This window comes from Propionivibrio pelophilus DSM 12018 (assembly GCF_059569095.1).
The window spans coordinates 1-12567 of sequence record NZ_JCANUT010000080.1 but is presented as its reverse complement, the minus strand read 5'-3'; the positions used below and the strand labels follow the sequence as shown (position 1 = coordinate 12567).

Sequence of the window (12567 nt, the reverse complement as noted above, 5' to 3'; positions counted from 1 at the left end):
GTCCAGTATTCGTTCCAAGGTCGAGCATCCCTTCCTGACGCTCAAACGTCTCTGGGGCTTTGCCAAGGTGCGTTATCGCGGTCTCGCCAAGAACGCCAACCGGGCCTTCGCCATGCTGGCGATGATCAATCTCAACAAATGGGGCAGACCTCTGACAGGAGAGGTGCGTCCGGCATGAGCCGGATACGGGGAAATTCCCCGCATCCGTGCCCAAAGCCGGCGACTTATACGATGAAAAATCGATTTCTTTCACCATTTCGGCTCAATATTGAAGCGCCGCCAAGTTTTTCAGTGGCTTGTTCGGCGTTTCCCTAACTATTTCCGGTCGCCGCAATGCTCCAATCAGACAAGGGAATAAATCAGCCCCCGTCTTTCTTGAGAACTTGGGGTGAAGATAATTCAGGGGTCATTGAAAAACTATCACTTGAAGAGCAGTAAGCATCAGAGAAGAATCGATTGAACAAAAGAATTACACAGGAGGTCGAGTTGGAGCTATCGATTCACCTTGGGGGGCATGCTGTGCGATCTTGCGCCAACAATGCCACCACGCACGCTGTTTCCGTAACGGACAACGGCAGTCTCTCTACCGCAGTCACTTCGCCCCAAGCAGCGCTTTTATGTACCGGAATCAGCAAAACCTTTGGAGGTGTAAAAGCACTTCGTGGGGTCGACTTCCTGTTAGGGAAAGGCCGCGTACACGCTCTTCTCGGTGAGAATGGCGCAGGCAAAAGCACCCTGATCAAGATCATTTCCGGTGCATACTCGCCAGACGACGGACGCCTGACCTTGGCAGGAGTGACCTATGAGCGTTTTACGCCTGCACAGGCTCGCCAACTGGGTATCGCCACGATCTATCAGGAGACCAGTCTTTTCCCCTCACTGACAGTACTTGAGAACCTTTTCACCGGCCAGTACCTGCGCACACGCTTTGGGAACCTCGACTGGAAAAGAATGCGAGCAACTGGACAGGAGGTTCTAGACCGACTTGGAGTTCATCTTCCGTTAGACGCAACAGTTGATTCGCTTGACCGATCCTCCGCACAAATTGTCGAGATTGCACGGGCACTGGTAGTCGATGCAAGCGTCCTGATCATGGACGAGCCAACTGCCGCCTTGTCGTCCGGGGAGGCATTGCGACTTTTCCGGGTCGTAGACGCTTTGAAGGCCGCTGGCACAGCAATCATTTACGTATCGCACCATCTTGACGAAATCTTCCGTCTCGCCGATGAGGTAACGATCATGCGCGACGGACAGATCGTCGGACAGAGCGAAATCGGGAGTATCGACCAAGCATGGATCGTCGAGCGCATGATTGGCCACGCACTTCAGGAGAACGTCCGCTGTCCCGAACGCACACCGGGAAAGGCATTGCTCTCCGTCAATCAACTCGCGCGTACAAGAGCTTTTGAGGACGTCACCTTTGAGGTTGCGACAGGTGAGGTCGTAGCCCTTGCTGGACTGATCGGCTCCGGCCGGCACGAACTCATGCGATCCCTACTCGGTCTTGAGCCAATCAATCACGGCGAGATCCGCATTGATGGCGAGACGCACACACCTCACGCCGGAAAACACGCCCAATCAGGCATTGGATTTGTCCCACAGAACCGACAGAAGGAAGGACTGGTGCGCGAGTTGCCAGCCACCGTCAACCTGTCACTGGCAACACTGCCATCCCTCTCACACAACGGACTAATTGATTTCGCGGACATGCAACAGCGAGCCGAAGCCATGTTCTCAAGTTTGCAGGTTCGCCCCCCTAATCCAGACTTGCCAGCATCTTCATTTTCGGGCGGAAACCAGCAAAAGCTGGTACTGGGACGTTGGTTGCTGGCACGCCCGCGCCTCCTCCTGATCGAAGAGCCTACGCAAGGGGTCGACGTCGGCGCCAAAGAAGAAATTCATCGCGTCATTGACGATGCCGTAGCAGCAGGCATGGCTGTGCTCGTTGCCTCGTCGGACCTGCCCGAAATCGAACGGATTGCTGACCGCGTGCTGATCATGCGCAAAGGCAGGATCATTGCCGAATTCCCTCGCGGCACTTCCTCCAAAACGTTGTTGGGCGCCATTGCAGGAGAAAACGAGGAAATCGAGGCAGAGGAGACGAAACATGCTCAGCACTGACCAGAAGCCCGCGCTATCCATACTGGCGTTCTTCGGCGTCATTTGTGTTGTCATGGCATTCGTCGAACCGGAGTTTTTTTCGGGACAGAATTTTTTCGATATTGCCGCCAATTCTGCCTACGTCGCTGTAGCCGGCATGGGCATGCTTGCGGTGATTCTGATTGGGCAAATCGACGTCTCGGTGGGAGCCATCCTGGCAATTTGCTGCGCTGCGACCGGAGCCTTGGCAAAAAGCGGCGTACCGGTAGTCTGGCTGATCCCGCTGTCTGTCCTTCTTGGCGCGCTGATGGGGGCGGTCAACGGGCTTCTCGTTGCCGGCCTGAAGGTTCATTCGATCGTGGTGACGTTAGGGATGCTAAACGTCTATCGCGGACTGATGATTGTCGGGACACAAGGCGTCTGGATCACCGGATTACCCGCCGACTTCCGATTCATAGGAGACGGAAGCTTATGGGGCATCCCCGCATCCAGCATCACGGTCGGCATCATGTTGCTGCTGATGTGGTTGTTGCTCACGCAACGGCAAACAGGTCGCCAGATGTACGCCGTCGGTAGCAATACGGAAGCCGCGCGCATATCGGGCATTAACGTGGCAAGGACACAAGTTCAAGCGTTTGCGCTTTGTGGGGCGATGATCGGGCTGGCTTCGGTCATTTACGCTGGCCGCTTCGGAGCCGTCGAATCCAATACAGGCCAAGGGTTTGAGCTTGTCGCTATATCTGCGGTCGTACTCGGAGGAGCGGATATATTCGGCGGCCGTGGCACTCTCCTTGGCACCTTACTCGGCGCAGTGATGATCAGCACACTCGGAACAGTCCTCATCTTCCTGGGGGTTGACGCCATCTGGGAACAAGCCGTGCAGGGGGCGTTGATTCTTCTCGCTGTCGTCTATTACACCTTGCAACGATCCGGAAAGTTGCCGGGCATCTTTGCGTTAATGACGGGGAGGGCTGCCTGATGAGCACGACGATTCTTCGGAAACATTCGTTCGCACCGACTTCGCATGCAGCGTTCAATCGGCTGCTACTGGCAGTACTATTTGCCGAAATCATTGCTTTCAGTCTCACTTCGCCGTACTTCCTGACTTTTGCGTCGGCTGCCAACGTCGCACGCCTGGTTTCCGAGGTGGGCATCGTCAGTGTCGGCATGCTGCTGGTCATCCTCTTGGGAGGAATCGATCTTTCTGTCGGCGCGATGATGGCTCTGGCCGGCATTGTTGCCGGTCTGGCCGCTGACTCGGGCTTGCCTATCGCCGTAGCTGCTTTACTAGCAATCACATCGGGATTAGTAGCAGGGACACTCAATGGACTTGTCGTCACGCGGGCCGGCATTCCTGCAATTATCGTGACTCTCGCCTCAATGGCGGTTTTCCGTGGCCTCGCTCTTGGACTCTCAGGCGGACATTCGTTCGCCATGCCAGAATCGATTTATTGGCTCGGGCAGGCTGATTTGTTTTGCGTTCCCGTCCAGTTCTGGCTGTTTCTCGCTGTTCTGTTGGTCGTGCTGGCACTCCTGCGACGCATGACCGCTGGCCTCAAACTCTTTGCGATTGGCAATAATGAAACAGCTTCTCGACTCGCCGGCTTATCCGTTTCCAAGGTCAAGACTCTAGTCTATACAACGTGCGGTGCTCTTTCCGGTCTCGCTGGCCTCGTTTTCACGGCGCGCGTAAGCAGCGCCAAGGCGGACTTCGGTGTAGGTCTCGAGCTTGACGCAATTACGGTGGTCGTCCTATCTGGCGCCTCCCTCTCCGGCGGTTCGGCCAACGTGCCGGGTTTGCTGCTCGGACTGCTGATTATTGGCGTCCTACGCATGGGCCTGTCCATGCTTTTTATTCCCTCAGAGATTCAGGCCATCCTTATTGGTGTGGTGCTGATCTTGGCTGTCGCATCCGGGCGGCTGACTGGACTGTTCCGCGAGCTTTTCAATTTACGCACGGCGACAGATACTCGTATCAACTGAGTCCGTCGCATTTCTTGAATCACCTCACCTCAGGAGAGTCAGATGAAAAAACGGATGTTCTTGAAAACCACTATTGCCGCGATGACGCTTTGTCTCGCTGCTCCATTCAGTGCCCATGCAGCAGACAAATACAAGATCGTCATCATGCCGAAGGTCATCGGCATTGACTATTACAACGCTGTAAAAGGTGGCATCGACGAAGCGGTCAAGGAACTCCCTGATGTCGAGGTGACGTGGACTGGACCAACACAGGCGCAGGTTGAAAAGCAGATCGAAATGATCGAAAGCATCATTACAACCAAGCCCGATCTGATCGCTGTCGCATCCAACGACCCGGTGGCTATTGCCCCGGTACTTAAAAAAGCAAGTGCGGCCGGCATCAAGGTCATGACTTGGGATGGCGATGCAAATTTCCGTGACTTCTTCGTCAATCTCGTTGACTACGATGAATTCGGTGCTGGCCTGGTCGAGGCGATGGTCAAGGAGACCGGCCCGCAAGCAGACATCGGCATCATCACTACAACGTTCACTGCGCCAAACCAGTCGCTCTGGATAGAAGCCATCAAGAAGACCGTTGCCGCCAAATATCCCAAGTTGAAGATTCTTGACACCCGTCCGGCGGGTGAGAGCACGGAAAAGGCTTTCAAGATTGCTCAAGACTTCATCAAGAGCAAACGCACGCTCAAGGGCATTATTGCGCTTGGAGTGCCTAACGTACCGGGCGCAGTTGATGCGGTGAAACAGGCGGGCAAAGCGGGAAAAATCGCTGTTGTCGGCAATGCGCTACCCAACATGATGCGCGGCTACCTCAAAGAAGGCAGCGTAAAGAGCGTATTGCTTTGGAGCGCACCTGATCATGGTTATCTGACCGTCTACGCGGCTCGCCAATTGCTCACTGAGGGTGTTGCCGTTGGCAAGCCGTTCAAGGCTGGGCGCATGGGTACGTTCACGCCAAAGGCCGACAAAATCAACCTGTCTATAGCGTTGCCGGTTATGACCTTCACCAAGGACAACGTCGACAAGTTCAATTTCTAGGCATGATTTAGGCCAGACACCCGCGACCGGCGCGATGCTGGTCGCGGTATTTTTATGGAGTCCTCGATGAAGCTGCATGTTCTCGACCTCGGCACACTCAAGGCTGACAAAAATTTGCTCGTGCAGAAGTCCTCATTCGCTACCAATAGCGCACCTGCACCGACTTGTATATTTCACGAATTTCCGATCTCCGCCTTCTTGATCGAGCACGAACACGGACGTCTTCTTTTTGACACCGGCTGTAACCCAGCTGCGATGGGACCGACCGGCCGCTGGCCCACTCAGTTCCAAGATGAGGTTCCCTTCTTTGGCGGTTCGGAATGCTGCCTGCCGGAGCGACTTAAAGCACTCGGCTTAGGGCCTGACGATATCGATGATGTCGTTCTCTCTCACATGCATAACGACCATGCCGGCTGCGTTGAATTCTTCGGCAAATCTCGTTTGATAGTCCACGAGGATGAGTTCGCTGCCTGCATCCGTGCCTATGCGCTCGGGCGAAAAATGGATTCCTACATTTGGGACGACACCGACCAGTGGATTCGGAGCGCACTCAACTGGCACCTTGTTGGGCGGAACGAAGCCGACTTTAACCTGAGCGAGCGGGTGCGAGTACTGAACTTCGGCCCCGGACATTCTTACGGAATGCTCGGCCTGCACGTCAACCTGCCAGAAACCGGGCACGTTCTCCTTGTTTCGGATGCCGTCTATACCGCAGAAAATTACGGCCCTCCTGCACGTTACCCTGGCGTCGTCTTCGACACCGTAGGTTGGGCCAATTCCACCGCTCGCATCCGCCGGATGGCCGAGGAACTTGGCGCACAAGTGTGGTTTGGGCACGATGCTCAGCAATTCGCTTCGCTGATTAAGTCAACTCAGGGATGTTATCGATAGGTTTTTAGCCACATGTGTCGCCGGCTCGACTTATCGCGAATTGCTGAGGCTCGGTAAGCGAAGGGTTTCGAGAAATTCCAGATTGTCGGCCGGCTACTTGTGGCCTACCTAATTCTCACAATTTGCTACTGACCGGCAGTTCAGGCAGTGATCGAATTGCTCGCTTAAGTGATATGGCGGATTTCGGCGTGCAGCCGCCGTCTCAATGGCAGCGATCGGGCCGTGGCAAATTTCCGCTCTTGGCCGGGTCGAGCCAAAGTCAGACGCGATGGGGATGTCCGGTCAGTTCCAGTACCAACGGGTGGTCAACTGGCTGGAGAATCCGCAAACTACTTGCGGGGATCCACTCTCAACCTGCGTAATTTCACCTTCACCGCGCACCCCTACCTTGCTACCGTCATTGCGCCACCGGTGCTGCTTTGTTCCGAGGGCAAGCCCATTTTCCGCTTTGACGCAATGCGAAGACGCAACTAACAAGGAGGGAACACATGAAAGAAACGTCAGTGAAACACCCCGTCGATATCGACGCTCCCACATCCAGCGGATTGTCCCGGCGCAGTTTCCTTGCCACAACGGCCGCGTCCGCGTCGCTGCTCGCGACAAGCGCCTTTGCCGGTACCGACAAGTTCGCCCGCGACCGCGACTGGACGGGGGAATCGACCGTGACCTACCCAGAACCCGCGTGGGAAGTTCTCGACAAACGCTTCGCCGGCCGCCAAGGCAACGCAACCTTGCAGCGCATCTGGCACGGCAATGGGCACGATGCCGCGCTGTGGTGCGAAGGCCCAGTCTGGATGGGCGACTGGGGGTGCTTGTTGTGGAGCGACATCCCGAATCATCGCGTTCTCCGCTGGAACGAGGAAGATGGCCACGTCAGCGTCTTCCAGACCGAGTCGGGTTATTCAAACGGCCACACACGCGACAATCAGGGGCGCCTGATTGCCATGGAACACGACACCCGGCGGGTGCGCCGGCGGGAATACGACGGCACCTGGACGATTCTCTGCGACAGCTTTGACGGCAAGAAGCTGAACGCCCCGAACGACGCAGCCGTCCATCCGGACGGTTCGATCTACTTCACCGACCCGGGCTACGGCATCATGGGTCCGTACGAGGGACACAAGGCGGACTTCGAGCTGCCGGCATCGCGCGTTTACCGGATCGATCCCGCCGGAAAAGTCACCGTTGCCGCCGAGGGGCCGATGCGCCGGCCCAATGGGCTGTGCTTCTCGCCGGATTTCAAGAAGCTGTATGTCGCAGACACTGGCGCCACCGACGGATCACAGTACCCCGCGAACATCATCGTCTTCGAGGTCAATGGCACGACACTCAAGTCCCCGCGCATCCTCGCCGACTTCGCCCCCGGATTCACCGACGGCATCCGCTGCGATACCGACGGCAACATCTGGTGCAGCTGGGGCTGGGGCGGTGTGGATACCAACGGGGTCCGGGTCCATCATCCGGACGGAACACTGCTCGCCTTCCTCCATACGCCTGAGGTCGTTTCGAACCTCTGCTTCGGCGGCATCAAGCGTAACCGGTTGTTCATGACCGGAAGCACCTCCATCTATGCGGTTTATGTCAATGCCGTGGGGCACGCACTTACATAACGCGTAACGCTCCCTCACACAGTCCGCTGGCCCAGCGAGGACAGCGGACTGCCGCGACTTGGCACTCCTGTCACGACAAGTAGCCGGGGGAAACTCCACTCCACTGTTGTTCTGCCACACTTTCTTTCCGTTCATGCCGGCACCGGCAACGACTTTAAATAGCCGAAGGGTCTTTTAAGCAGCGCAGAAATTCCATGACAGCAGGAGCGTGGGGTTTTTCTTTCCTTGTAATCACGCCGAGGTTGACCAGAGATACAGGCAAATCGACGGCGAGAATTGTTACAAGGCCGTACTTCGAATAATGCATGGCCACATCATAGGGAACAACGGAAATCATGTCCGACGCTTCGATAAGCGAAGTAGTCGCCAGAAGCGAACTGGTCTCGACGATATTCAACATCGAAGAACTGAAGTGTCGTTGGAGCGCCGCCTCGATTCTCAACCTCATCGGACTGCCGACAGGATGAAGAATCCAGGTTTGGGACGTCAATTCGCTTAAGCCAACTTTCTTTTTCTTGGCCAATTTGTGCCCCGGTCGAGCGATGACGCTCATGCGCTCGGGGTGTTCGAAGAAATCAATGATGAGATCCTGCTTGTCAAGTTGATCTGGCAACCTCCCAAGAACGAGATCAAGGTCGCCTCGGATCAGGAGCGGTAGCAATGTGTCGCTAGTGGCAACATCAATGGATATCCGAACGAGAGGGTGTGCCTTGTTGAACGAGAGCAACCGACGGGTGAGAAGCGACGGAACGGTTCCGACAACACTCCCGATACGAACGAATCCCAGCGCTCCTTTCGCCAGTTCTGCGATTTCGGCTTCCGCATGTTCAAAATCGTGACTCACGCCCCGCGCATACCTGATCAGAACCTCCCCGAAAATCGTCGGCTCCATGCCGCGCGGACGGCGTTCGAACAGTTTTACGTTGAGTCGTGATTCCAATTGCTGCAGAAGGATGCTCGCGGTCGGCTGCGTTGTGTGCATCGCAAGGGCGGCACGCCGCATCGTTCGATGCTCATCCAGCGCGTTCAAAAGCATCACCTGCCGGCTTGAAATCTTCAGGGGACGGAAATCGAATTCCGAATTACCGCTGTTCTTTGTCATAAACGAGCAACACCTTTGCACTCAGTGATATCAAATTTCGAATCAATTTATACATTAATACAATTATTAAAATATACCTCAGGGGCTTACGATTTTTCCGGCTGATGCGATCGGACCACAACACGATGCTACTCAGCACAACAACAGTCGCTCCTTCCCAGGACGGATGGTCAAACTTACTAATGTATTCGGAGGCGTTAATGTTTATTCGCAAGAGTGTTTTCACCGCGCTTATGGTCTGCCTTTGCGCCGCATCAACAACCGCTTTCGCCCAGTTTTCAGAGCGGAAAATCCGGATATCAGCCGGCGTCCCGGACACGAATCCCGTATCCGTTGGGGTAAAGAAGATGCAGGAGGTGATGAGCAAGAAATCCGGCGGAAAAATGAAGCTGATGGGGTATTACAACGGCGTTCTCGGCGGCGACGCTCAGTCGGTGCAGGCTCTGCGCGGGGGCACACTGGACATGGTCATCACCTCGAGCTCTCCCTTGGTCGGCATGATCAAGGAGTTGGGCATGTTCGACTTGCCATTTCTTTTTGCAGATGAAAGCGAAGCCTACTCGGTTCTTGACGGCCCGGCAGGCGACTATTTCAACAAGCGGCTGGAGGAAAACGGGCTTATCAACCTGGCGTACTGGGAAAACGGCTTCCGCAACTTGACCAACAGCAAGCGTCCTGTCGCCAAATTTGACGACGTATCCGGGTTGAAGATTCGCGTGATGCAGAACAATATCTTTATCGACTCCTTCCGCGAATGGGGAGCAAACCCGGTCCCGATGCCGAAACCGGAGCTCTATACCTCACTTGAGATGAAGACGGTCGATGGACAGGAGAACCCGTATGTCGACATCGAAACGAACAAGATGTACGAAGTGCAAAAGTATCTCACCACCTCCCGTCACGCCTACACCCCGTGGTTGGTTCTCTACAGCAAGAAACTCTGGGATCAGCTGAGCAATGACGAGAGGACGGTATTGCGTGAAGCCGCCATCGAAGCCCGGAAAATCCAGCGTGAGGCGAACAAGTCTCTTGATGACAAGGCGCTGGAGTCGCTCAAGAAGAGAGGCATGGTTGTAAGTGATCTCAGCAAACAGGAGCGCGAGAAATTCGTGGAGAAGGTCAAGTCCGTATATGACAAGAACCTTGCCACCTACGACAAGGAAGGACCCAACCTGGTCTTCGAAGCGCTGAAGAAATACCGGGGAAGCTGAATTCTCGTGGCAGTCCGTACTAGGTAGTTTCGCCCCCAACCCCATCGATCAAATTGCCGCCGAGGCCCTTAGGCCGGCGGCCGATGGGGTTTCTTTTTCCCCAACAAGCGTTTTTCCCTCTGTCGAATGAAGGAATTTCATTCGGGCAGTGCTTTGGATAAGACGACTTCTCTCAAATTTGTTTTTCGGAAGATAGTGAAATGAAAGTGCTGATTACCGGAGGTGGCGGTTTTGTCGGATATCGACTGGCGCTGGCGCTGCTCAACAAGGGCACGCTGGCGAACGCCGAGGGCGCGCAGGAGCCGATTTCCCAGATCACCCTGTTCGACATGGCGTTCCCGGAGAACATCGATTCCCGCCTGAAGTGCGTCAAGGGCGACCTGAACGACCTCGCCTGCGTCGAAGCCGCGCTCGGCGGTGACACCGGTGCCGTCTTCCACCTGGCCTCGGTGGTCAGCGGCGGCGCCGAAGCCGACTTCGAACTCGGCTACAAGGTCAACCTCGACGGCACGCGCGGCCTGCTCGACGCCAGCCGCAAGCAGGCCAAGCCGCCGCGCTTTGTCTTCACCAGCTCGGTCGCCGTTTTCGGCGGCGAACTGCCGGAAGTGCTCGACGACGGCACGACGCCGAATCCGCAAGGTTCTTACGGTGCGCAGAAGGTCATCTGCGAATACCTCGTCACCGACTACTCGCGCAAGGGCTACATCGACGGCCGTTCGCTGCGTCTGCCGACCATCTCCGTGCGTCCCGGCAAGCCGAACCTGGCCGCCTCGTCGTTCGCCAGCGGCATCATCCGCGAACCGCTCAACGGCGTGCCTTCGGTCTGTCCGGTCGGGCGTGATGCGAAGATCTGGTTGCTCTCGCCGGCTAAGGTCGTTGCGTCGCTGATTCATGCCTACGAACTGCCGTCCTCGGCGTGGGGTGTCAACCGCGTGATCAACCTGCCGGGCAACACCGCGGTGGTCGGCGACATGATCGACACGCTGCGCAAAATCGCCGGCGACAAGGTGGCTGACCTCATCGAGATCAAGCCCGAGCCGCGCATCGAGGCGCTGGTCCTCTCCTGGCCGGCCCGCTTCAAAAACGACCGTGCGTTGAAGATGGGCTTCTCCGCAGACAAGGATGTCGAATCGATCATCCGCGGCTATATCCAGGACCAGGGCATCAAGGTCTGAACCCGTCGGATATCGAAAAGAAAGAGAAGCAATGAACCGCATCATCAACAATCCGGATCTCGTCGTCGAAGACATGCTCGTGGGCATTCTTGCCGCCCACCCCGAACTGGCCGCGGCCGCCGACAACCCCCGCGTGATCAAGCGCGCCTGCGCGCCGGTTGCCGGCAAGGTCGGCATCGTCACCGGCGGCGGCTCGGGCCATGAACCGGCCTTCCTCGGCTACGTCGGCGAAAACCTGGTCGACGCCGTCGCCGTCGGCGAGATCTTCTCCTCGCCCACCGCCAAGAGCTTCTTCGACGCCATGAAGGCCGCCGACGGCGGCCAGGGCGTCGCCTGCCTGTACGGCAACTACGCCGGCGACAACATGAACGTCAAGATGGCCATCAAGATGGCCGAACGCGCCGGCATCCCGGTCAAGACCGTCGTCGCCAACGACGACGTACCGTCCGCTCCGAAGGGCGACGAAGCCAAGCGTCGCGGCGTCGCCGGTGAAATCCTGATGTGGAAGACCGCCAGCGCCTGTGCCGCCCAGGGCGGCTCGCTCGACGACGTCATCGCGGTGGCCCAGAAGACCATCGACAACACCCGCAGCATCGGCATCGGCCTGACCTCCTGCATCATCCCGGCGGTCGGCCACGCCAACTTCCACATCGCCGACGGCAAGATGGAAGTCGGCATCGGCCACCACGGCGAACCGGGAACCAACGTCACCGACATCGTCCCGGCCGACCAGATGGCCAGGATCATGGTCGACACCGTCCTCCCCGACCTGCCGTTCGCCCAGGGCGACCGCGTCGCCGTGCTGATCTCCGGTCTCGGCGCCACCCCGGTCATGGAGCAGTACATCCTCTACGCCAGCGTGGCGAAGTACCTCGGCGAAGCCGGCATCACCGTCGCCGTGCCGCTGGTCGGCAATTTCTTCACTTCGCTGGAGATGATGGGCGTCACGCTCTCCGTGCTGAAGCTCGACGATCAGCTCGAAGGCTTCATGAAGACCCCGTGCGCCTCGATCGGCATCACCAGGAAGTAACGGGAGACACACACAAATGACACAGACACTCGCACTGAAGCAGGCCGGCCAGATCGTCCTCGACCTTGTCGACACGATCAACGAGAACCGCGCCTATCTCTCCGAAATCGACGGGCTGATCGGTGACGGCGACCACGGCATCAACATGAGCAAAGGCTTCACGATCTGTGGCGACGCGCTGCGCGCCAAACCGGAATTGCCGGGCCTGGCCGAAGGGCTGGATGCGCTGGCGATGACCCTGCTCGAAGGCATCGGCGGTTCGATGGGACCGCTGTACGGCAGCTTCTTTATGGGGCTGGCGGAGACGCTGTCCGGCAAGGAGACGCTCGACGCGCAACTGTTCGGTGAAGCCTTGGCTGCCGGGGTTGAGGGCGTGGAGACGGTCGGCAGCGCCAAGGTCGGCGACAAGACGCTGATCGACACGCTGGTG

General features: G+C 57.1%; 12 protein-coding genes. 11 read left to right on the top strand and 1 reads right to left on the bottom strand.

All coding sequences use genetic code 11. From position 1 onward, the window contains the following. The 7 genes from BO74_RS19630 to BO74_RS19600 form a co-directional block, all read left to right on the top strand. Window positions 1–178, top strand: a 178-nt coding sequence (locus BO74_RS19630) for a transposase (RefSeq protein WP_496444861.1), incomplete at its 5' end; no start/stop codon positions are given. Window positions 179–456: 278 nt separating this feature from the next. Further along, the gene (locus tag BO74_RS19625) at window positions 457–2121 is read left to right on the top strand and encodes a sugar ABC transporter ATP-binding protein (RefSeq protein WP_496444859.1); all 1665 of its coding nucleotides are present in this window, start codon (window positions 457–459) and stop codon (window positions 2119–2121) included. Further along, the gene (locus tag BO74_RS19620) at window positions 2108–3079 is read left to right on the top strand and encodes an ABC transporter permease (RefSeq protein ID WP_496444857.1); all 972 of its coding nucleotides are present in this window, start codon (window positions 2108–2110) and stop codon (window positions 3077–3079) included. Before BO74_RS19625 ends, BO74_RS19620 begins: the two co-directional genes overlap by 14 nt. Then, window positions 3079–4083 (top strand): ABC transporter permease, encoded by a 1005-nt coding sequence (locus tag BO74_RS19615; RefSeq protein ID WP_496444855.1) that lies wholly within the window; start codon window positions 3079–3081, stop codon window positions 4081–4083. Before BO74_RS19620 ends, BO74_RS19615 begins: the two co-directional genes overlap by 1 nt. Before the next feature lie 42 nt (window positions 4084–4125). After that, window positions 4126–5118, top strand: coding sequence for a substrate-binding domain-containing protein (locus BO74_RS19610; RefSeq protein ID WP_496444853.1), 993 nt, complete (start codon window positions 4126–4128; stop codon window positions 5116–5118). Window positions 5119–5184: 66 nt separating this feature from the next. Beyond that, entirely contained in the window at window positions 5185–6009 is an 825-nt protein-coding gene (locus BO74_RS19605) for an N-acyl homoserine lactonase family protein (protein ID WP_496444851.1), read from the top strand. 488 nt (window positions 6010–6497) lie between these two features. Then, window positions 6498–7619: an SMP-30/gluconolactonase/LRE family protein gene (locus tag BO74_RS19600; RefSeq protein WP_496444849.1), complete on the top strand. Its 1122-nt coding sequence runs from the start codon at window positions 6498–6500 to the stop codon at window positions 7617–7619. A gap of 154 nt (window positions 7620–7773) precedes the next feature. Here BO74_RS19600 and BO74_RS19595 read toward each other — a convergent pair whose 3' ends face one another. After that, on the bottom strand, window positions 7774–8721 hold the full coding sequence (locus BO74_RS19595) for a LysR family transcriptional regulator (protein ID WP_496444847.1): 948 nt from the start codon (window positions 8719–8721) through the stop codon (window positions 7774–7776). Window positions 8722–8903: 182 nt separating this feature from the next. Between BO74_RS19595 and BO74_RS19590 the strand changes: the two genes are divergently transcribed. The 4 genes from BO74_RS19590 to BO74_RS19575 all read left to right on the top strand — a co-directional run. Beyond that, window positions 8904–9932 carry a TRAP transporter substrate-binding protein gene (locus BO74_RS19590; RefSeq protein ID WP_496444845.1) on the top strand — a complete coding sequence of 343 codons (1029 nt, stop codon included), beginning with the start codon at window positions 8904–8906 and terminating at the stop codon, window positions 9930–9932. Window positions 9933–10132: 200 nt separating this feature from the next. Next, window positions 10133–11107, top strand: a complete 975-nt coding sequence (gene denD, locus BO74_RS19585; RefSeq protein WP_496444843.1) for a D-erythronate dehydrogenase — start codon at window positions 10133–10135, stop codon at window positions 11105–11107. Between the two features lie 31 nt (window positions 11108–11138). Next, on the top strand, window positions 11139–12137 hold the full coding sequence (locus tag BO74_RS19580; protein WP_496444754.1) for a dihydroxyacetone kinase subunit DhaK: 999 nt from the start codon (window positions 11139–11141) through the stop codon (window positions 12135–12137). Window positions 12138–12153: 16 nt separating this feature from the next. Next, window positions 12154–12567 (top strand): DAK2 domain-containing protein (locus tag BO74_RS19575; RefSeq protein WP_496444752.1); only part of this gene is annotated, 414 nt, incomplete at its 3' end.